A 20,838-nucleotide genomic window follows, 5' to 3' on the forward strand; every position below is an offset into this window, starting at 1 on the left:
CTTCAGTCCCTGGGATCGTCCGGATCGAGACCGTGCAACGGGAAGACCGCTCGCCGGGTGTCGCGGATGGCGATGTCCACCGGGTCGTCCTGCCCGTCGCCCCACGGGCGGTAGGCGGTGTCGGCCTCGTCGGTCATCTTGAGCGGCAGTTCGGCACCGGGAGCGGCCCGGCCGACCGTGTCCCGCCAGCCCGGCGGCAGCGGTGTTTCCGGGCTGACGTCCCGGTCGAGCACGGTGGCCAGCAGGTGCGTCCACGAGCGCGGCACCACGCGGATGAGCTGGTAGCCACCACCACCGACGGCCAGCCACTTGCCCCCGGCGTACCGCTGTGCCAGCTCGCGGAGCGTCCGGTAGATCTCGCGGTGGCCGTCGACCGACAGCGACAGATCGGCCAGCGGATCCTCCTCGTGCGAATCCACCCCGCACTGCGTGACCAGCAACTGCGGCTGGAACTGCTCCAGCAGCGACGGCACCACCGCGTGGAACGCCCGCAACCACCCGGGGTCCCTGGTGTGCGGCGGCAACGGGAGGTTCACCGACGTGCCCTCGGCGCCTTCCTCCCCCGTCTCCCCGGAGTAGCCCGTGCCCGGCCACAGCGTGAACGGGTGCTGGTGCAGCGAAACCGTCAGCACCCGCGGGTCGTTGTAGAAGGCCGCCTGGACCCCGTCGCCGTGGTGGACGTCCGTGTCCACGTAGGCGATGCGGTCGAACCCGTGGTCCAGCAGCCACGAGATGGCGATCGAGCAGTCGTTGTAGACGCAGAAGCCGGCGGCCCGGTCGGGCATCGCGTGGTGCAGCCCGCCGGCGATGCTGACCGCGCGCTCAGCCTCGCCCTCGGCGAGCTTCCGCGCGGCGAGCAGGGTGGAGCCGACCACCAGCGCGGCCGAGTCGTGCATGCCGGAGAACACCGGGTTGTCGGTGGTCCCGAGCCCGTGGCCGACGTCCCAGCCCGCCATCGGCGCCTGCTTGACCGCCTCCAGGTACTCGGGCACGTGCACCCGGTACAGCTCCTTGTCCGTCGCCGCCTCCGGGACCAGCAGCTCGACGTCGTCGAGCACGCCGAGCTCACGGGCTAGCCGGATGGTCAGCTCCAGGCGGACCGGGTTGAACGGGTGCTCACCACCCAGGTCGTAGCCCAGTAGCGCGGGATCCCAGACGACGGCGGAGGGGTGCATGCCCGAAACCCTAATGCGTCCGCGGGCGCTCAGCCGGGCTCGTGACCGGTGGCCGCCGGTCGTTCCGGGTCACGCGACCAGTGCGACCAGGAGCCGGTGTACAGCGACGCCGGTGCCGGGTGCCCGGCGATCTCCAGTGCGAGCACCACCGAGCTCGCGGTCACCCCCGAGCCGCAGTACGCGCCGACCGGCGTAGTCGCGCCGACTCCCAGCGAGGCGAAGTGCTGTGCCAGCACTTCAGGCGCGTGCCAGTGCCCATCGGCGCCGGAGTGGGCGCTGAACGGCGCGTTGCGTGCCCCCGGGATGTGCCCGGCCCGCGGATCGACCGGCTCGGTCTCGCCGGCATACCGCTCCGGAGCGCGAGCATCGAGCAGCACACCGTCACGGGCCAGCTCCGCCGCTTCGTCGGCGTTCAGCACCGGCATGCCCCCGGGCCGCACGACGATGTTGCCCGGCGACGGCACCTCTTCTTCGGTGGTCACCGGCCTGCCCTCGGCCTCCCAGGCGGCGAACCCGCCGTCGAGCACCGCCACCTCGGCGTGGCCCGCCCAGCGCAGCAGCCACCACGCCCGCGCCGCCACGGACGAGTCGGCGTCGTCGTAGGCCACCACCAGCCTGCCCTCGTCCACTCCGGCCAGCCGCAGCGCTTCCTGCAGGGCCGCGGGCTCGGGCAGCGGGTGCCGCCCGCCCTCACCCGGCGGCGCGGCCAGCGCGGTGTCGAGATCGGCGAACACGGCCGAGGGGATGTGCCCGGCGCGGAACGACTCGACCCCGGGAGGCCCGGCGAGACGCCAGCGGACATCCAATACGGTGGGTCGCGAATCGAGCGGGCCGTCCAGCAGGCCGGCCAGCTCCGCGGTCGTGATCAAGGGGGACATGCGGCCATCTTCCAGCAGGCCGGGCCGCCCGCGCAGCCCGGCCGCCCGACCGGGGAATTCCAGGTCACCTGCCGTAGTCGTCGTCGATAGCGACTACCATGGGAGACGCGGACGAAGGGGACAGAAGTGAACGAGCTCATCGACACCACAGAGATGTACCTGCGCACGATCTACGAGCTCGAGGAAGAGGGCGTCGTTCCGCTGCGCGCCCGCATCGCCGAGCGTCTCCAGCAGAGCGGTCCCACGGTGAGCCAGACGGTCGCCAGGATGGAGCGCGACGGCCTGGTCATCGTCGCGGACGACCGGCACCTCAAGCTCACCGACCACGGCCGGGAGCTGGCGATCGCGGTGATGCGCAAGCATCGCCTCGCCGAACGCCTGCTGCTCGACGTGATCGGCCTCGAGTGGGAGCACGTGCACAAGGAGGCGTGCCGCTGGGAACACGTGATGAGCGAGGCCGTCGAGCGCAAGCTGGTCAAGCTCCTCAACAACCCGACGACCTCCCCGTACGGCAACCCGATCCCCGGCCTCGACAAGCTGGGCGCCGGTGACCCCGCTCCGGACGCCGAGGCCGACCTCGTCCGCTTGGACGAGTTCGCCCGCGCCGGCGGCGGCAAGGTGGAGATCCGCCGAATCGCCGAGCACGTGCAGCAGGACGAGACCCTGATGACCGAGCTGAACTCGGTCGGCCTGGTCCCCGGCCAGACCGTCAGCGTGAGCCGGGCCAACGGCTCGGGCTCCACCATCGAGATCACCGGCGAGAGCATCAGCGTCCAGGTCGCGCCGTCGGTCCTGCACGCGGTACTGGCGCAGGCGCGGTGAGCGCGGCCAGCGACGCCGCCGCCACGTTCCGCTCACTACACGGGAAGGAGCCCGTGGGGGTCTTCTCGGCCCCCGGCCGGGTGAACCTGATCGGGGAACACACCGACTACAACGACGGCTTTGTGCTGCCCTTCGCCTTGCCCCACCGGCTCGCCGCCGCCGTCGCGCCGCGTGAGGACGAGCAACTCACCGTGGCCACGCTCGGCTCGGACGGCCGCGTGCAGCAGGCCGACCCGGTGAACATCAGCGAACTCGAGCCCGGTCAGCTCGAAGGCTGGGCCGCCTATCCGGCCGGCGTCGCCTGGGTGCTGCGCTCGCACGGCTTCGAGCGCGGTGCCGACGTCGTGCTGGCCGGCGACGTGCCCACTGGTGCCGGGTTGTCCTCCTCGGCGGCGCTGGAATGCGCCGTCGCCCTCGCCCTGCTCGGCGCGGCCGGCGAAGCCGATCCGGACGAGCGCCGCCGCACCGAGATCGCCCGGCTGGCCCAGCGCGCCGAGAACGAGTTCGTCGGCGTGCCCACCGGCGTGCTCGACCAGACCGCCTCGATGCGCTGCGTCGACGGCTGCGTGCTGTTCCTGGACGTGCGCTCCGGCGAAATCGAGCAGGTCCCGTTCGACGCCGCCGCGGCGGGGTTGCGGGTCCTGGTCATCGACACGCGTGCCAAGCACACGCTCGCCGAGTCCGGCTACGGCGACCGCCGCCGCGGCACCGAACGCGCGGCCGACCTGCTGGGCCTGAAGGCGCTGCGCGACATCGAACCGGACGGTCTCGACGACGCGCTGGCCCGGTTGCCGGAGGACCTGCGACCGCTGGTCCGGCACGTGGTCACCGAGAACCAGCGCGTGCTCGACGTGGTCACCCTGCTCAAGTCCGGTCGCCTGGCCGAGATCGGCCCTTCGCTCGACGCCTCCCACGTCAGCATGCGGGACGACTACCGGATCTCCTGCCTGGAACTCGACGTCGCCGTCGACGCCGCCCGCGCCGCGGGTGCCCTCGGCGCGCGGATGACCGGCGGTGGTTTCGGCGGCTCCGCGATCGCGCTGGTGCCCGAGGCCGACCTGGCCAAGGTGGAGGCCAACGTGAAGGCCGAGTTCGAGCGCGCGGGGCTGAAGGCACCCCGCACGTTCGTCGCCGTGCCCTCACCCGGCGCCCGCCAGGACCCACCGGAGACCTGGGCCGGGTAAGGCAACCCCGCCTGCGCCGGAACGTCGGTCAGGGTGGAGACTTTCCGCCACCTGAACCCAACGCCGCCGTACTGGAAGGGCCACCGAGCACATGCCTACCGACAACCCGAACACGCCTCTGAAGCTGGTCGTCACCGGCGGCGCCGGTTATGTGGGCAGCGTCTGCACCCAGCGGCTGCTCGAGGCGGGCCACCAGGTCACCGTGGTGGACGACCTGTCCACCGGCCACGCCGACGCGGTGCCCGACGGCGCCCGGTTCGTCGAAGGTGACGCCGCGGACACGCTGCGCACCTTGCTGGCCGAAGGTTTCGACGGCGTGCTGCACTTCGCCGCGAAGTCGCTGGTCGGCGAATCGATGCAGGACCCGGCCCGGTACTGGCACGGCAACGTGGTCACCTCCCTGAAGCTGCTGGACGCCATGCGCGAGCACGGCACTCCCCGGCTGGTCTTCTCCTCCACCGCGGCCACCTACGGCGAGCCGGAAGTCTCGCCGATCGCGGAGACCGCACCGACCCAGCCGACGAACACCTACGGCGCCACCAAGCTGGCCGTGGACAACGCGATCACCACCTACGCGCGGGCCCACGGCCTGGCCGCGGTGAGCCTGCGCTACTTCAACGTGGCCGGCGCCTACGGCAGCATCGGCGAGCGGCACAGCACCGAGACCCACCTCATCCCGCTGGTGCTGCAGGTGGTCACCGGCGACCGCGAGCAGATCCAGATCTACGGCGAGGACTACCCCACCGAGGACGGCACCGCGATCCGCGACTACATCCACGTCGCCGACCTCGCCGACGCCCACCTGCTGGCCCTGCGCCACGCCACCGCCGGTGAACACCGCATCTACAACCTCGGCAACGGCACCGGCTTCTCGGTGCGGCAGGTGATCGAGGCCTGCCGCGAGGTCACCGGGCACCCGGTGCCCGCCGTGGTCGCGCCGCGCCGGGCCGGGGACCCGGCCGTGCTGGTCGCCGCGAGCGACCGGGCCCGTGCCGAACTGGGCTGGCGGCCCCAGCGCGCCGACCTGACGGGCATCGTCGCCGACGCCTGGCGCTTCACCCAGGAACGCCGCGGCGCCGCGAACCCCGCCTGACCAAATGTCCGGGCCGCCGCGATCACGGCGGCCCGGACATTTGTCCTTTGTGGACAATTAACCGGCTCGCGAAGATTCACTCTTGAGTTTTCAATGATCGCGTTCACGCGAGCGTCAGCGCTCGCGGACGTTGGGCTGAACCGTCGTCAGCGTGGTCACTTTCCCTTGGCTGGCGGCAGGTCGATGTCGAGAGCCGGGTCCGCCCGGCCCAGATCGGCGAGGCGCGACGGCGGCAGCATCGCGTCGATCGCCCTGGACAACAACCCTGCCAGCAGGTGCCCCGGATCGGCCTCCAGCGCGTTGTCCATTGCCATGCCGGCGAAGGTGCCGTCGCCGCGCAGGTAGGAGCTGAACGCGAGCAGCGTGGCGAACTGCGCGCGTTCCGGTGGCGGACATTCGCGGACCATGGCCAGCCACAGTTGCTCGGCCGCCCTCGCCACGGCTGTGCCGGACGGCACCGCCAGCGCGAGGCAGGCGTCACGCACTTCGGTGATCTGCAGGGCGAACACCAGATCGAGCACGTCCTTGTCGGACAGTTCGAGCCTGCCGCGATGGGCACGGCGGATGGCCGCCCGCACCACGGCGAAGCCCTGTTCCGGCACCATCGCCCGCGAATCCGGCTCGGCTTCGTCGGCCGCCTGGTCGAGTTGGCGCGAACGCCGTGAGATCGCCTCCGGATCGGTCGGGTCCAACCTGGCCGCACTGGCCTCGCGGCTGCTGAAGGTGACCAAGCCCGCGCTCGCCGCCACGGCCGCGATCCGGCCGTGTTCGAGGTCCGGCAACTCACCGCGGCAGTCCGGATCCAGATAACACCGCCACGGCATGCCGGTGCGGATTTCCGCCATCCACAGGAAGTGGACTGGGTCAACACCGGTGGCGGCGAACTGTTCTCGTATGGTTTCGACCAATTCCGCACCGGCGAACTCACCGCCACCACCGATGATGAGCACGGTGGCCGCGGAGTTGCCATGCACCAGCGGCACGAATCTCTCCGCCACCGCCAGTGCGAATCCTGGCGGTGGCAGATCACTTCTGGCCATCTGCACGATGCTGCCGGGCTGACCGTTTTCTCCGTGCCGGTGCACGATGAGCACCACGGAGTTCGCGGGACGGAAGCCAAGCATGGGGGGAACAGTGGCGATCATCTCGCCGGGATCGCCGCCAAGGTTGAGGTTGGCGCCGTTCTGGGCTGCGGGGCGTGTGGACGTTGTCATGGGTCCACTGTGCGACGAGAAGCAAGGTCGTGGGGCACGAGTCGCGAAACTGTGGACAACTCGAGCCGTTGTGGATAACTCGCCGGGCCGCCTTGCGCCGCGGGGTAGGCTGCATCGCAGAGGAATGGGGCACTGCCCGCCGAGCGAGCAATGCCCCATTCACGAGATCGATATCAGTCGCAGTGCTCGAAGGGGCTTTCGTAGGTCGTCGTACCGACCGATCCGCCCCATTTCACGCAGGTTTTCGCGGCGGCCTTCTTGACCGGGCCCGCGTAGTAGGTGAAGTTGCCCGAGTCGGTCACCCTGGCCGAACCCTGCACCTCAAGAAACGCCGAGGTGGGCGAAGCCGTGCCGAGCGAGACCGATTTCAGCGTAGTCACGCAGTTGTTCGAGTTGTCCGCGTTGTAAAGGAGATAAGCCGTGCCCGAAGTACCCAGGTTGGCCGAGTCGATCACGTCGAAGCCAGCGCCGCAGACCTGCTCGGGGGTGTACGGGTTGTTCCCGCCGCCACCGCAGTTGTTCTTGCTGGTGAAGTTCGTGTGGCCGTAGTACGGAACCGCGACGCCGTGCAGCACCGCCTTCTGCGCCACGCCGTTCAGCCGCTGTTCGTAGTGCAGGTGGGGGCCGGTCACGCCGCCGGTCGCCCCCGCTTTCCCGATCTGCTTGCCCAGCGCCACCTGCTGGCCGACCGAGACCTCCTGGGAGGAAAGATGTGCGTAGCGGGTCCGCCAGCCGCTGCCGTGGTCGATCTCGATCCAGCGGCCGTAGCTGGTCGAACCGGTGTTGCCGACCACGGTCACCTTGCCGGCGGCCGAGGCGAGGACCGGCATGCCGGTGATGCCCGACTTCTGGAAGTCGACCGAGTTCGCCGGGTTGTGCCCGCTGAACGTGGCCGCGGTGACGGTGACGCCGCACTTGAACGGCACCTGGAAGTTGGGCGCCGCCGAAGCGGTGCCCTGCGTGGCCACCAGGCCGAGCACCGGCAGCACGAGGGTGGCGGCCGCCGCCGTGAGCCGTCTCAACACAGACATCGATACCTCCGGGATACGGGGACTCGTCAGCGACCAGCCAAGCGATCGCGCGTACACGTTCCGTACAAAACGGGCCGCCCCGCCAGCGGAACGGCCCGTTTGCGGTGAATCCCCTAGAAAGCCGCGCGGAGCGCCTCCTTGCCGCCTGCCACCGGCAAGGTGATCGAGGTCTTGGTCAGGTCGATCGCCACCCCGGCGCCCGGCTTCGGGCGCAACGTGAAGTCGTGGTCGCTGGACAGCAGCACGAACTCCAGCTTGTGGCCAGTGGCCAGCACGTAGTCGTCCGGCTGCAGTTCGAACGAGACCTTGTACGACTTGCCCGGTTCGATCGGCTGGGTCCTGGCCGGGTCGGTGCGGTTCTGCGGGTCGGTCCAGCCCCGGGTGATCACCTTGGCCTTGCCGTCGGGCGCGCGGTCGACCAGCACACCGGTCACGTTGGCCGCGGGCCGGTCGAACGACACGCTCAGGTCCACCTTCGCCGTACCGCTCAGCCGCACCGGCTGCCGCGCCTCGGTGGTCGAGTAGGCCAGGCGGTTGCCGGAGCTGGGCAGGTCGACGAGCTGCTCGACGGTCTTGGTGGCGTCGTCGGCGAGCCGTTCGACCTGCGGACGGCCCGGCAGCTTGTGCCGCGGGTCGAGCTTGCCGCGGGCGCTACCGCCCGGCCACGGGTAGATCGTCGCGTCGGAGGTGCCGGGGAGCGGCCACTCGGCTTCGTCGGCCCACGAGCCGTTCTCGCGCTGGATGGTCGACTTCGGCTCCTTCTCGATGCCGTTGTCGAGGTCGTAGAGGTAGTGCGAGACCCACTTGTTCAGGGTCGCGAGCCACTCCTCCTTGCGCAGCGAATACGGGTCGGCGTGCCCGGACTGGTGCCACCAGATCTTGTGCTCCACCCCGTGTGCCTTGAGCGCTTCGTACCACTTGGCGACCTGGCTGGTGGTCACGTTCCAGTCGTTGAGGCCGTGGACCGCGAGCACCGAGGCACGCACCTGGTCCACGTCGTTGAGGTAGTTCCGCTCGTCCCAGAAGGGGCTGTAGTCGCCGGTGATCCGGTCCTGCTGGGCGGCCAGCTCGTCGAGCACCGGGCGGCACACCGCGCGGTCGGCACGGGTGTGCACGTACTCGGCGAGCACGTCGGCGTCCTCACCCTGGTAACCACCGGGGGCCACCACGGCGCCGTTTTCGCGGTAGTAGTCGTACCAGCTGGAGATCGCGGCGATCGGGATGATCGTCTCGAGGCCCTCGACCCCGGTGCTGGCGACAGCGTTCGGCAGCGTGCCGTTGTACGAGACGCCCATCATCGCGGTCTTCCCGGTGGTCCAGTCCGCCTTGGCCGCGGCGCCAGCGGCGTCACGCGCGGGTGTCCGGTTGTTGAGCCAGTCGACCACGGACCTGGCGCCGATGGTCTCGTTCTCGCCACCGGTGGTCGGACAGCCCGTCGACTGGCCGCTGCCGAGCGATTCGCCGTACACCACGGCAAACCCGCGCGAGGTGAAGTAGGACTCGTAGCGCCAGGTGATCGGCGCGGCGTACGGGCCGACGTCGGAGGTCCGGCCACGCGGGCCCGCGGCGGGCGCGGGCTGGCCCGGCACGTAGAGCTCGACATCGACGTTGTGGTTGGCGACGTCGTTGCCACCGGCGTAGTACGGGCTCGCCTGGTAGATGACCGGCACCTTGAGCCCGTTCTGGGTGGCCTTCGGGCGCACCACCTCGACGTGCACCTCGTCGTTCTTGCCGTCGCGGTCGCTGTCGACCGGTGCGGTGACCCAGACGTTGTCCCGGACGACGTCGGCCGGGTCGAACACCGGTTGGGCCTGTCCGTTCTCGAAGACCGGCCCGGTGGGCGGAGCGACCTGGGCGCTGACGGGCTGCACCAGCGCCAGCGGCAGCAAACCGACGAGCACAGCGGCAAGGCGTGCGGATCTCACACGGACCCCCTGTGAAGGTGTGGTGAAAGGACTGCGATGACACTTGCTCCGGCCGACAGGGGTGTCAAGCCCTTCCCGGCGTTAACCGACGAAAGACGGCACGGGCGCTCTGCGTTTGGACTAGCGTCGGGTTTCATGCCGACCCCCGTGCGCGCCCCGATCGTCGCCGTCACCGTCTACCCGCAGCACGCCAGGATCGTCCGCCGGGCCCGGACCGAACTGGGTGGTGACGGCCGGTTCTCCATCGGCGGGCTGCCCCGGACCCTGCTGCCGGATTCGGTACGTGCCTCGGGCACCGGGCCCGCGTCCATCGTCGGTGTGGACGTCCGCCCGCAGCACCTCGCCCGGCCGACCGAGCGAGAACTGGACGAGCTGCTCGAACGCCAGCGCGTGGCCAAGCGGAAGCTCGACGAGGTGACCGACGCCGAAGCCGTCGAGACCGGGCGGGCGGACCTGCTGAGCGCACTGGCGCAGCGATCCGGCCGGGCGTTCGCCGACGCGCTCGCCGCCGGGAACGCGCAACCGTCGCGGGTGGCCGAGATCGGTGACGCGCTCGCGGCGCAGCTGTCCGATGTGCTCGCCAGCCGACGGGAGCTGGCCGACCGGCACGCCCGGCTGGCCGAGGAACTGGCAGCGGTCGAGCGTGAAGTCACGGCGCGGCAGGCGGCGCAAACCCCCGACCGCACCGAAGTGGTGATCGAACTGGAACCGGCCGAGGACGCCGGCCCCGCCGAGGTCGAGCTGGAACTGTCCTATGTGGTCACCAATGCCCGGTGGGAGTCCGGTTACGACATCCGGCTCGACGAGGACCGGGTGCGGCTCACCTGGTACGGCCTGGTCACCCAGCACACCGGCGAGGACTGGCCCGAATGCGAACTGATCCTGTCGACCGCCCGCCCGGCGGCCACCGTGCACGTGCCGGAGCCGCAACCCTGGTACCTCGACCGCGCCGTGCCCACGGCAGTGCGCGGGGGCAGCGCGGCCGCAGGTGGACGCGGTGGCGGTTACGGTGCGTCGATGCCGGAGATGGCCGCACCCGCGGGGCCACCGATGGCGGACATGACGGCCCAGGTGGAACAGGGCGCGGCAGCGGCGTCGTACCGGCCTGCGCGGCCGGTCGCGGTGCCCTCCGACGGCGGCGCGCACCGCACGACGATCGCGACGCTGGGACTCGACGCGGAACTGAGCTACGTGACCGCGCCGGTGCTCGCGGAGGAGGCGTACCTGCGGGCCACGGTGACCAACGGCGGTGAACACACCCTGCTGCCGGGCAAGGCGTCCGTCTTCCACGACAACGAATTCGTCGGCACCACGCGGCTGGACACCTGGGCGCCGGGTGAAGAGGTCGAGCTGGCGCTCGGGGTGGACGACAGGCTGCGCGTGAAGCGCGAGCTGCGGCGGCGCAGCGCGACGAAGACCGCGCTGACCGGCACGCGACGGCGTGAGCTGGAGTACCGGATCACGGTCACGAACCACGGTCCGCGCGTCGCGCCGATCACCGTGCTGGACCAGGCGCCGGTTTCTCGCGACGAGGCGATCGTGGTGCGGGACGTGCGCACCTCCCCCGACCCCGAAGAGCTGAGTTCGCTCGGCGAGGTCACCTGGCGGTTCGAGCTGGCTCCGGGTGCTTCGGCCGAAGCGAACCTGTCGTTCCGGGTGGACGTGTCGAAGGGGGTGGAGCTGCGCGGCTGGCGCGAGTGAGCACCGTGCTGGCGCGCCCTTCGTACCGACAGGCAACCGACAGCAACTGGTAACCGCGGAAAAACACTCGATCGGGTTATATCGATGGCATGCGCCCCCGGTCCGTGGTGTTCGGCCTGGTCGCCACCCTCGCGGTGACGGCGGGCTTGACCGCGGTGGCCGTGGTCGCCCGGCCCGAGACCGAGCCGAAGCACGAGGTGGCGATGGCCTTGCCGTCGTCGGCCCCACTGCCGGACGGTATGGCGTCGCCGTCGTCCGCCGCCCCCGCGCCGGGGGTCCCGCTCACCGAAGAAGAGCGGGCCGAGGTGGCGTCGGCTGTGGTCGCGGCGGTGGAATCGGCCGCGCCCGGCACCGATCTCGGGCTCGCCGTGTACGACCGGGTGACCCGTTCGGCGGTGGCCGCCGAGAACGCCGACGCGCCGTTCTACTCGGCGTCGGTGGTCAAGCTGCTCATCGCGATCGACCTCCTGCACGACGCGGGCTGGACCGCGGACGACCGCGCGAAGGAAAACCTCGCGCAGCTGCTCGGCGCGAGCAACGACGGCGTCGCCGATGCGCTGTGGGCGGCCGGGGGCAGGCGCGACATCGTGCGGCAGGTGAGCGCGTTGATCGGGCTGGCGAACACCACTCCCCCGAACGTCTCCGACGAGTGGGAGATGACGCGGCTCAGCGCGCAGGACGTGATCACCACCTACGAGTACATCCACCACGGGATTCCCGGTTCCGCGCGGGACGTGCTGCTGGCCGCGCTCACCGGGCCCGACGACCGCGCGGCCGACGGGTTCGACCAGTTCTTCGGCATCCCGGCGGCGCTGCCCGAAACCACCTGGGGCGTGAAGCAGGGCTGGATGCGGGCGGCGGGACACGTTGTGCTGCACACGACCGGGGTGGTGGGCGATCGGTATTCGGTCGCGCTGCTGACCCACCAGCCGTCGCGACTGAGCTACGAAACCGCGTCGCAGGCCATCACGGCGGGCATCGCGGCGATGGCGCCGGTGCTGTCGGGCGCGGAGAAGGGCTAAGTAAGCTCGCTGTCCGTGGTCACGCCAGAGCCGCCCAAGATCCAGCGCCGGGTGATCTCGGCCGCCGACATCGCGCTGAAGACGAAGAGCCAGGTCGTTCCGCTCGAAGTGCTCAACGCGCTCGGCTGGCTGCCGTCGGCGCGGGTCGACGAATGGCGCCGGGGTCAGGCGCCTCACCTCGGCGACAGCCTGGCCGTCGACACCGAAAAGGTCCGGACGGCGCTGGGTTACCTGCGCGAATGGGCGGCCGGACGCGGACTGCGCGCCACCGAGGTGAGCTACCTGGCGGCCACGCGCGACCGGCGTCCGCTGCGGTTCACCCCCGACGGCGACGAAGCACTCGAACGGCTCTTCCAAACGCACTGGGTCTCGGCGGATCTGTCCGAGAAGCGGTTGGAACGGTTGCGGGAGCGGCAAAGCAAGGCGCCGGACCTGGTGGTGGTGCGGTCGGCGAAGGCCTGGGTGTGCGACGGCTGCGGCATTCGTGGTGACGCGGGTGAGCTGGTGTTCGAAGAGGACAAGTCGTCGCTGTGCCTGACGTGCGCCGATTTTGACCACCTGCGTTTCCTGGCGTCCGGCAACGCGGCACTCTCGCGGCGGGCGAAGAGCGAAAGCAAGCTGTCGGCTGTGGTGGTCGAGTTCAACCGGCGGCGGAAGCGGTACCAGCGGATCGGCACGCTCGTCGAGGAGGACGCGCTGGAACGCGCGGAGCAACGTTGCCTCGCCGACGAGGACATCCGCGCCCGGCGACGGGAACGGGACGCCGAGCGCCGCGTGAACGCGGACGCGGAATTCCAGGCGGAGCTGGCCGCGGCCATCCGGGCCGCGTTCCCAGGTTGCCCGGACGAACGCGCGCTGGCGATCGCGGCGCACGCGGGCGTGCGGGGCAGCGGCCGGGTGGGGCGGTCCGCGGCGGGGCGGGCACTGGACGAGGACGCGGTGCGGGCCGCCGTGGTCGCCTCGATCCGCCACGTCGACACCGACTACGACGATCTGCTCATGGCCGGAGTGCCCCGGGCGGAGGCCCGCGAACGCATCCGCCCGGCGATCGACCGCGTGCTCGCCCGGTGGGCTGGTTGAGCGTGATTGCACGCGGCCGCAGCGGGCCGCGGGGCCGCGAGCGAGGTCGCTTGGGTCGAGTGGGCGGCGGGCGCGCGCAGCCACCTCAGCAGTGAATGACGGCGGCGCGAGAGAGGACATGCGGCCGCGGCGAGCGGCGCCCCGCGAGTGATCGCGCGGGTGCGGCAGGCGAGTGTGGCGGGCTGCGGCGGGCGGGTGCGGCGGGCGGCGGCAGGCGAGTGCGGCGGGCTGCGGCCATGCCGGGCCAGTCCAGTGGGTCGCGCGGCCGCGCGACAAAGGGCGCACGAGTGACGCAGCCAGCCCGGCGGTGGGTGCGTGTGGACGTGGGCGGGAAGCCGCGCATGGCCAGGCCAGGCCAGGCGCGGGCGCGTGGGGCCGCCCGGGTGGCGGGTGAGTGCGTGCACCGTGGGCCGCGCGTGGCCAGGCGCGGGCGCGTGGGGCCGCCCAGGTGACGGGTGAAGTGCATGGACCATGGCCGCGCATGGGCGGTTCAGCGGCGGGCAGGTAGCCGCCCTGATGGTGGCTGCGTGGACCGTGGCCGTACGTAGCCAGATCAGCGGCGGGCGGGTAGCCGTCCTGATGGTGGGTGCGCGGACAGTGGGCCGCGGGTGGGCGAGCCGGGGTGGGCGTGTGGGGCCGTCCCGGTGGCAGGTGAACGTGTGGTCGCGCCCCGGGGCAGGGGGTCAGCCTTGGGCGATGTAGGCCTGTAGCTGGTCGTGGCGTTCTTCGAGTTCGTTCAGCCTGGTTTTCACCACGTCCCCGATGCTGACGATGCCGGCCAGCCTGCCGTCCACGACGACGGGGACGTGCCGGATGCGGCGTTCGGTCATCACGGCGCTCAGGTGGTCGACCGAGTCCTCCGGGGTGCACGTCGCCACCAGGGTGGTCATGATCTCCGACACCGGCCTGTTCAGCAGCTCCGGCCCCCGGTCGTGCAGGCGCCGGACGACGTCGCGTTCGGACACGATGCCGACCACCTGCTCATCGGCACCGAGCACGACCATCGCGCCGACGTTGTGTTCGGTCAGCTGGGCCAGCAACTCGGTCACGCTGGATTCCGGGGCCACCGTGGCCACCAGGGTTCCCTTGCTCCGCAACACGTCGGCGATCCGCATGGCAGCTCCTCACGCTGGTGACCCGGCTCACACCAGGTTAGGGCCAGCGGGCCGAGCACGAAAGTCGCGAACCGGACACCACCGGAGTGGCGGCCTCCCGGCAGCCACCCGGCCGCGGGCTCAGCCGAGCAGCTCACGCAGCGCAGCGATCACCTCCTCCGGCCGCTCCTCCGGCAGGAAATGCCCACACGCCAACGCCTTCGTGGTGACCGACGGCGCCCACGAGCGCCACAGCGCGGCCGGATCGAAGGGCAGCGGCGCCTCACCCGGGTCCTGCCACAGGGCCAGCACCGGCATGGGCAACCGCCGGCCGAGTGCTTTGTCCTGCTTGTCGTGTTCCAGGTCGAAGCACACCCCGGCCCGGTAGTCCTGGCAGATCGCGTGGATCACCGAGGGTTCGGACAGCGTGCGCAGGTACTCCGAACGGACCTCGGCGGGCAGCGCGCCGGTGACCTTGGTCCAGCCATCCAGGAAGTGGCCGAAGAACACCGCCGGATCGGCCCCGATCATCCGCTCCGGCAACGGTTCCGGATGCGCCAGGAAGGACAGGTGGAACGCGAACACCCCGCCCGCACCCGCCAGCGCGCCGAAGACGTCCACCGCGGGCAGCACGTCGAGCACCGCGGTGTGCGTCACCCGGTCGGCGTGGTCGAGGCCCATCCGGAAGGCGACCAGGCCACCGCGGTCGTGCCCGGCCACGGCGAACCGCTGGTGGCCCAGCGTGGTCATCAGCTCGGCGAACGTGGCGGTCATCGCCCGTTTCGAGTAGTGCTCGACGCCCTCCCCCGGCGGCCCGCTGTCCCCGTAACCCGGCAGGTCCGGGCAGATCACCGTGTACGACTCGGCGAGCGCGGGCGCGACCGCGCGCCAGGTCAGGTGCGTCTGCGGGAAGCCGTGCAGCAACAGCAGCGGCGGGCCCGCGCCGCCGATCGCGACGTGCAGGTCGGTGCCGCCGGCGGTGAGCCTGCGGGTGGTGAAGCCGGGGATGCGGGTGGTCATGCAGGGAAGGTCGCACAGGGGTACGACATTCAGCTCGCTCAGTGCAGGATTTCGCGGAGGCGGGACAGCCCGGCCTCGATCTTGGCGAACGGGATACCGCCATAGCCGAACACAAAACCGGGCCGCCGCCCGGGCAGCACGGCGTACTCGTCCAGGGTGTTGACCAGCACGCCGCCCCGCAGCGCCCGCCGCGCCGCCGTCGCGGTCGGCCGCGTGCTGTACGCGCTCACGTGCAACCCCGCCGCGGACGGGATCGGCGTCAGCAGGCGGGCGAAGTCCCGCTCCAGCAAGGAAATCACCAGATCGTGCCGACGCCGGTACTCGCGTCGCATGCGCCGGACGTGACTCGCCAGCCCGCCGTCGTCGATGAACCGCGCGAGCGCCGCCTGCACCGGTCCGGCGGAATGCCAGTCGGTGACGAACCGCGCCTTCGCCACCACCCGGCACAGCGATGCGGGCGCCACCAGGAAACCCAGCCGCAGCCCGGGCGAAAGCACCTTGGAGAACGAGCCGACGTAGCCCACGCGGCCGGTGGAATCGAGGCTGTGCAACGGTTCCAGCGGCCTGCCGTGGTACCGGAACTCGGTGTCGTAGTCGTCCTCCACCAGCACCGCCCCGGTTTTCCCGGCCCACGCCACCAGTTCGAGCCGCCGGTCCAGCGACATCGGCAACCCGAGCGGGAACTGGTGCGAGGGCGTGACGTAGACCAGCTTCGTGCCGCGCGGGAGGTCCGCGACCCGGATGCCCTCGGCGTCCACCCCGACCGGCACCACCTCGGCGCCGAGCGCCTCGAAGGCGAACCGGGCCGGCGGATAGCCCGGATCTTCGACGGCGACCCGGTCGCCCGGCCGCAGCAGCACCCGCCCGAGCAGGTCGATCGCCTGCTGGGCGCCGCTGGTCACCACCACCTCCTCGGCCGAAGCCCGCACGTCACGCGAAACCGCGATGTGCCGGGAAATCGCCTCGCGCAGCCCGGCGTGCCCGGCCGGATCGCCGTACTCCAGCGAATCCGGCGAAGACACGCGCAGCTCACCGCCGAGCAGCCGCCGCCAGGTGTCGAACGGGAACCGGCTGACATCGGGAATCCCGGCCTGGAAGTCGAATTCGGCCCGCACCCCGGCAGGCAACGGCAGCCGGACGCGCTCCCACACCTCGGCCGTCTCGATCGGGAACTCGGTGGCGTGCCGGCGTGCCGCGCTCCCCGGCACCCTGCGGACGAAGGTGCCCGCGCCGACCCGGCCTTCGAGAAAGCCCTCACCGGTCAGCCGGTCGTAGGCGGCGCTGACGGTGTTCCGGGAGACGGCGAGCCGTTCGGCCAGTTCCCGCGTGGGCGGCAGCGCCTCACCCGCGCGGAGCCTGCCGTCGAGGATCGCCTCGCGGATCTGCCGGTAGATCTCCTCTCGACGGCCGCGCCCGGCCTCGGTGTCGATGTGGATCTCCATGACGGCCGCCTAGCGGACCTCACCGTCGGCGGCGGTGAAGGTGTTGCACGCCGAGGTCGCCTTCTGGAACCCGGCTTTGGCCCATTTGACCTGGTTGGGCACGGTGCCGTGGCTGTCGCTGCCAATCGAGTTCTCGAACTCCTTGACCCCCTGCTGCGCGAGCGCCTTGCTGACCGAGCCGCGGCCGCTGGTGCTGGCCAGGAAGAGCCCGGCGAAGCAGTTCGCCTGCAGCTCCATCCGGCGCGTGACCTGCAGTTCTCCGGGGCTGTCCTCGCCGTGCGCCGACATCTCCTCGAAGGCGGCCTCCATGATGCCGCTGAGCGACTGCACGTGGTGGCCGTACTCGTGCGCGAGCACCGCCAGGTGCGCCGCCTGCACCGTGCCCACGGTCTCCAGCAAGCGCTTGCGCGGCATGTGGATGGCCTTGTCGGCCGGGCAGTAGAAGGCGGTGGCCTCCTCCTTGGGCGGCAGGCCACCGCACGAGCTCTCGGTCTCGTCCTTGATCTGCAGCACGGGCGTGGAGAACGGCTCGCCGACGCTCTCCAGGGTCGGCTTCCACGCCGCGTCGAGGCAGCGCATGGCCGCCTCGTAGTAGGCCTGGAGCTGCTCCTCCGACCGGCGCAGCGAGGGCAGCTGGCAGTTCGTCTGCGGCAGTTCGACGCCCTCGGCGAGCAGCGGGTTCTCCGCGGTGGCGAACACCGGCCCCGGCTGGCCCGGCTCACGCTGCGAGTGGACCCCCGACCCGGCCGGCCTGGCCTGCCCGGTGACCACCGTCTCACCGAAGCTGACCACGCCGAGCCCCGGCAGCGCGACGGCGGCAACGACCGCCACCACCAGCACCAGGACGCCCAGCACCCGGACGGGTGAGTTCGAGGGCGGCGGCGACGCGGGTGGCGGCCAGGCGGACGTCGGCTCGATGTTCATTTCCCCCACCCTCGGCAGCTGTCCCGAGGATACCGGTAGGCGAGACTGGAGGGCATGACCGAGATCGACGACGACCCGTACCTCTGGCTGGAGGACGTCACCGGCGAGCAGGCGCTCGACTGGGTGCGCGCCCGCAACGCCGAGACGGTGGCCGAGCTGACCGGCGGCGAGCGGTTCGGCGAGCTGCGCGACCGCATCCGCGAGGTGCTCGACGCCGACGACCGCATCCCGTACCCCCGGCGGCGCGGCGAGTTCCTCTACAACTTCTGGCGCGACGGCGAGCACCCCCGCGGGCTCTGGCGGCGCACCACGCTGGAGCAGTACCGCAGGTCGCGGCCCGAGTGGGAGCTGCTGCTCGACGTCGACGCGCTCGCCGAAGCCGAGGGCGAGAACTGGGTCTGGCACGGCGCGAACGTGCTGCGCCCCGACTACCGGCGCTGCCTGGTCTCGCTCTCACGCGGTGGCGCCGACGCGACCGTGGTCCGTGAGTTCGACCTCGAAACCCGCGAGTTCGTCGAGGGCGGCTTCGAGGTGCCCGAGGCGAAGACGCGGATCGGCTGGATCGACCACGACCGCGTGTACGTCGGCACCGACACCGGTCCCGGCTCGCTGACCACCTCCGGTTATCCCAGGGTGATGCGTGAATGGCGCCGGGGCACGCCGATCGAAGAGGCCCCCGTCGTCTACGAGGGCAAGCCCGAGGACGTGGCGGCGTTCGCCTACCACGACTTCACCGAGGGCTTCGAACGCGACTTCGTCGGCCGCAGCCTGGACTTCTACCGGTCGGAGCGCTACCTCCGCCGCGCCGACGGCACGCTCACCCGGATCGACGTGCCCGACGACGCCCAGCCGTCGGTCCACCGCGAATGGCTGCTCGTCCGGACCCGCTCGCCGTGGACGGTCGGCGGCACCGAGTACCCGGCGGGCGCGCTGCTCGCCGCCGACTTCGACGCCTACCTCGCCGGGTCGCGCGAGCTGACCGCGCTCTTCCTCCCCGACGCGCACACCTCGCTCGAGTACTACACCTGGACACGCGACCACCTGCTGCTCGGCACGCTCTCCGACGTGAAGGCCCGGCTCCGGGTGCTCACGCCGGGCCCGGACGGCTGGACCGACGAGCCGCTGCCGGGTGCGCCGGAGGTCGGCAGCGCGGACATCGTCGACACCGATCCCGACCACAGCAACGAGTACTTCCTCGACATCAGCGGCTACACGCAGCCGTCCACCCTGGTGCGCGGGGTGATCGGCGAGCGGGCCGAGCCGATCCGGTCCGCACCGTCCTTTTTCGACAGCACGGGAATCGAGGTGGCGCAGTACTTCGCTACTTCGGACGACGGCACCGCGATCCCGTACTTCGTGGTGCGCCCCGAAGGCGCGGACGCCGGGCCGGCCATGCTCTACGGCTACGGCGGTTTCGAGGTCTCGCTCACCCCTTCCTACAGCGGTGCGACCGGCCGCGCGTGGCTTTCGCGCGGCGGTACCTACGTGGTGGCCAACATCCGCGGTGGCGGTGAGTACGGTCCCGGCTGGCACACCCAGGCGGTGAAGGCGGAGCGGCACCTGGTGTACGAGGATTTCGCCGCCGTGGCGAAGGATCTGGTGGCCCGTGGCATCACCACCCCGGACCGGCTGGGCATCCAGGGCGGCAGCAACGGCGGCCTGCTGATGGGCGTGATGCTCACCCGCTACCCCGAGCTGTTCGGCGCGATCGTCTGCCAGGTGCCGCTGCTGGACATGCGGCGCTACCACAAGTTGCTGGCCGGGGCCTCCTGGATGGCCGAGTACGGTGATCCGGACGACCCGGAGGACTGGGCGTTCATCGGCGAGTACTCGCCGTACCACAATGTCCACAGTGGACGTGACTACCCGCCCATCCTGTTCGTCACCTCGACCAGGGACGACCGGGTGCACCCGGCGCACGCCCGGAAGATGGTGGCGCGGATGCGCGAGCTGGGTTATCCGGTGCGCTACCACGAGAACATCGAGGGCGGGCACGGTGCCGCGGCCGACAACGAGCAGCTGGCCTTCAAGACCGCGCTGACCTTCGAGTTCCTGTGGCAGCAGCTCAGCCGGCCTCGGTGAGCCTGGCCAGCACGATGCCGCCGACGATCAGGCTCAGCGCGGCCAGCCTGCCCGCGCTGAGCGGATCGTGGGCAGTGGCCTGGTGAAAGTTCTCGGGGACTAGACGAGTAATGCGTAAGTCGGTCAGTGGTCGTAGGCGGTAAGGGATCGGGTGACGGGTTGGCCGGTGGCGCGGTTGTGCCAGATGGCGGCGGTCAGCGCGAGTAGTCGTTGGGCGATGCGGACGCCGACGCCCTCGATGGTGCGCCCACCGTGTTGTTCGAGGTTTAGTTGACCTTTGAGTGTGTCGTTGACCGACTCGATGAGCTGGCGGATGGACTTGAGCAGCGGTTCGCCGGGATGTGGTGTGCGGTTGCGGTAGGACGGGCGGATCAGCCGGATCCCACGCTCGTGCAGGAACCGGTCCAGCTCACGGGAGACGTAGCCCTTATCGGCGATGATCAGCAGGCCGGGACGTTCGCCGAGTAGGTGGGGTTCATGGTCGCACAGGGCCATGAGCACCTGCCGCTCGTCGATCTTCGGATCGGCCAGTGCCCAGGTGACCGGAAGCCCGGCCGGGGTGCAGACCAGGTGCAGGCGCAGGCCCCAGAACCAGCGGGAGTGCGAACGGCAGAAGCCGTATTTCGCCCAGCCCGCCAGGTCCGAACGCTTGGCCGTTGGCCGGGAGCGGCCGCACTCCACCGGGGTGGAGTCGACGATCCAGGTCGTGTCGGTCCACAGGTCGGTGTCCGCCGCCAGCCAGCGCATCACCTGCTTGATCAGTGGCAACGCGGCACGCAGGCGGCGGTTGTAGCCGGGCTGTCCAGGCAGGAACGGAAAGGCGCCGGGCATACGGGCGGGTACGAACCGCAGCCAGCGGGCTTCGGAGGTGAACCCGAGCAATGCCTGGCCCACCGCGAGGGTGACCAGCTCGGCGTCGGTCAGCCTGGGCGGTCTGCCCAGGCGGCGCCTGCTCGCGAGGTGGTCGTCGATCCTGACGTAGAGTGCGGTCAGAAGGGTGTTCAGGTCTGTCGTCACAAACGGATCTTGAACACCCTTCGTCCTTCCCCGGCTACCACCCCGACTTACGCATTACTCGTCTAGGCCGCGCGCGCAGCGCGTCCGTTGAGGGCGGTGGCGGGCTGGCGGGTGGGTTTTATGCTCTGCGCCCA

General features: G+C 70.9%; 17 protein-coding genes. 7 read left to right on the forward strand and 10 right to left on the reverse strand.

All coding sequences use genetic code 11. From position 1 onward, the window contains the following. Positions 1–2 precede the first annotated feature (2 nt). Positions 3–1,175, reverse strand: a complete 1,173-nt coding sequence (locus A4R43_RS16830) for an acetoin utilization protein AcuC (protein ID WP_113693194.1) — start codon at positions 1,173–1,175, stop codon at positions 3–5. 29 nt (positions 1,176–1,204) lie between these two features. Continuing rightward, positions 1,205–2,053: a sulfurtransferase gene (locus A4R43_RS16835; RefSeq protein WP_113693195.1), complete on the reverse strand. Its 849-nt coding sequence runs from the start codon at positions 2,051–2,053 to the stop codon at positions 1,205–1,207. 126 nt (positions 2,054–2,179) lie between these two features. Between A4R43_RS16835 and A4R43_RS16840 the strand changes: the two genes are divergently transcribed. From A4R43_RS16840 to galE, 3 genes are all read left to right on the forward strand, one after another. After that, the gene (locus tag A4R43_RS16840) at positions 2,180–2,875 is read left to right on the forward strand and encodes a metal-dependent transcriptional regulator (protein WP_113693196.1); all 696 of its coding nucleotides are present in this window, start codon (positions 2,180–2,182) and stop codon (positions 2,873–2,875) included. Further along, the gene (galK, locus tag A4R43_RS16845; RefSeq protein WP_113693197.1) at positions 2,872–4,059 is read left to right on the forward strand and encodes a galactokinase; all 1,188 of its coding nucleotides are present in this window, start codon (positions 2,872–2,874) and stop codon (positions 4,057–4,059) included. The genes A4R43_RS16840 and galK overlap by 4 nt, the downstream gene beginning before the upstream one ends. A 91-nt stretch (positions 4,060–4,150) precedes the next feature. After that, on the forward strand, positions 4,151–5,152 hold the full coding sequence (gene galE, locus A4R43_RS16850; RefSeq protein WP_113693198.1) for a UDP-glucose 4-epimerase GalE: 1,002 nt from the start codon (positions 4,151–4,153) through the stop codon (positions 5,150–5,152). 155 nt (positions 5,153–5,307) lie between these two features. Here the strand turns inward: galE and A4R43_RS16855 are convergent, their stop codons facing one another. From A4R43_RS16855 to A4R43_RS16865, 3 genes are all read right to left on the reverse strand, one after another. Then, positions 5,308–6,525 (reverse strand): DUF4192 domain-containing protein, encoded by a 1,218-nt coding sequence (locus A4R43_RS16855; RefSeq protein ID WP_418190826.1) that lies wholly within the window; start codon positions 6,523–6,525, stop codon positions 5,308–5,310. Between the two features lie 14 nt (positions 6,526–6,539). After that, positions 6,540–7,397, reverse strand: a complete 858-nt coding sequence (locus A4R43_RS16860; RefSeq protein WP_113693200.1) for a M23 family metallopeptidase — start codon at positions 7,395–7,397, stop codon at positions 6,540–6,542. A gap of 113 nt (positions 7,398–7,510) precedes the next feature. Beyond that, the gene (locus A4R43_RS16865) at positions 7,511–9,322 is read right to left on the reverse strand and encodes a Xaa-Pro dipeptidyl-peptidase (RefSeq protein WP_113693201.1); all 1,812 of its coding nucleotides are present in this window, start codon (positions 9,320–9,322) and stop codon (positions 7,511–7,513) included. 135 nt (positions 9,323–9,457) lie between these two features. On the opposite strand from A4R43_RS16865, the gene A4R43_RS16870 reads away from it, so the two are divergent. The 3 genes from A4R43_RS16870 (at position 9,458) to A4R43_RS16880 (ending at position 13,125) form a co-directional block, all read left to right on the forward strand. Further along, positions 9,458–11,023, forward strand: coding sequence for a DUF4139 domain-containing protein (locus tag A4R43_RS16870; RefSeq protein WP_113693202.1), 1,566 nt, complete (start codon positions 9,458–9,460; stop codon positions 11,021–11,023). An 89-nt stretch (positions 11,024–11,112) separates the two neighbouring features. Then, positions 11,113–12,045 carry a serine hydrolase gene (locus A4R43_RS16875; RefSeq protein ID WP_113693203.1) on the forward strand — a complete coding sequence of 311 codons (933 nt, stop codon included), beginning with the start codon at positions 11,113–11,115 and terminating at the stop codon, positions 12,043–12,045. 15 nt (positions 12,046–12,060) lie between these two features. Beyond that, a complete protein-coding gene (locus tag A4R43_RS16880; RefSeq protein ID WP_205215357.1) occupies positions 12,061–13,125 on the forward strand; it encodes a DUF2293 domain-containing protein in 1,065 nt (354 codons plus the stop codon). A 683-nt stretch (positions 13,126–13,808) separates the two neighbouring features. On the opposite strand, the gene A4R43_RS16885 is transcribed toward A4R43_RS16880, so the two are convergent. From A4R43_RS16885 to A4R43_RS16900, 4 genes are all read right to left on the reverse strand, one after another. Beyond that, positions 13,809–14,240 carry a CBS domain-containing protein gene (locus A4R43_RS16885; RefSeq protein WP_113693204.1) on the reverse strand — a complete coding sequence of 144 codons (432 nt, stop codon included), beginning with the start codon at positions 14,238–14,240 and terminating at the stop codon, positions 13,809–13,811. A 120-nt stretch (positions 14,241–14,360) separates the two neighbouring features. Then, the gene (locus A4R43_RS16890; RefSeq protein ID WP_113693205.1) at positions 14,361–15,239 is read right to left on the reverse strand and encodes an alpha/beta fold hydrolase; all 879 of its coding nucleotides are present in this window, start codon (positions 15,237–15,239) and stop codon (positions 14,361–14,363) included. Positions 15,240–15,277: 38 nt separating this feature from the next. Beyond that, positions 15,278–16,681, reverse strand: a complete 1,404-nt coding sequence (gene pdxR / locus A4R43_RS16895) for a MocR-like pyridoxine biosynthesis transcription factor PdxR (protein WP_113693206.1) — start codon at positions 16,679–16,681, stop codon at positions 15,278–15,280. Positions 16,682–16,690: 9 nt separating this feature from the next. Further along, the gene (locus A4R43_RS16900; RefSeq protein WP_113693207.1) at positions 16,691–17,605 is read right to left on the reverse strand and encodes a neutral zinc metallopeptidase; all 915 of its coding nucleotides are present in this window, start codon (positions 17,603–17,605) and stop codon (positions 16,691–16,693) included. Positions 17,606–17,659: 54 nt separating this feature from the next. Here A4R43_RS16900 and A4R43_RS16905 point away from each other — a divergent pair, with 54 nt between their 5' ends. After that, positions 17,660–19,687 (forward strand): prolyl oligopeptidase family serine peptidase, encoded by a 2,028-nt coding sequence (locus tag A4R43_RS16905; protein ID WP_113693208.1) that lies wholly within the window; start codon positions 17,660–17,662, stop codon positions 19,685–19,687. Between the two features lie 123 nt (positions 19,688–19,810). Here A4R43_RS16905 and A4R43_RS16910 read toward each other — a convergent pair whose 3' ends face one another. Next, positions 19,811–20,704 (reverse strand): IS982 family transposase, encoded by an 894-nt coding sequence (locus A4R43_RS16910; RefSeq protein ID WP_113692748.1) that lies wholly within the window; start codon positions 20,702–20,704, stop codon positions 19,811–19,813. Between the last annotated feature and the right edge of the window lie 134 nt (positions 20,705–20,838).

It is taken from the genome of Amycolatopsis albispora, from assembly GCF_003312875.1.
In the GTDB taxonomy this organism is placed as follows: domain Bacteria; phylum Actinomycetota; class Actinomycetes; order Mycobacteriales; family Pseudonocardiaceae; genus Amycolatopsis; species Amycolatopsis albispora.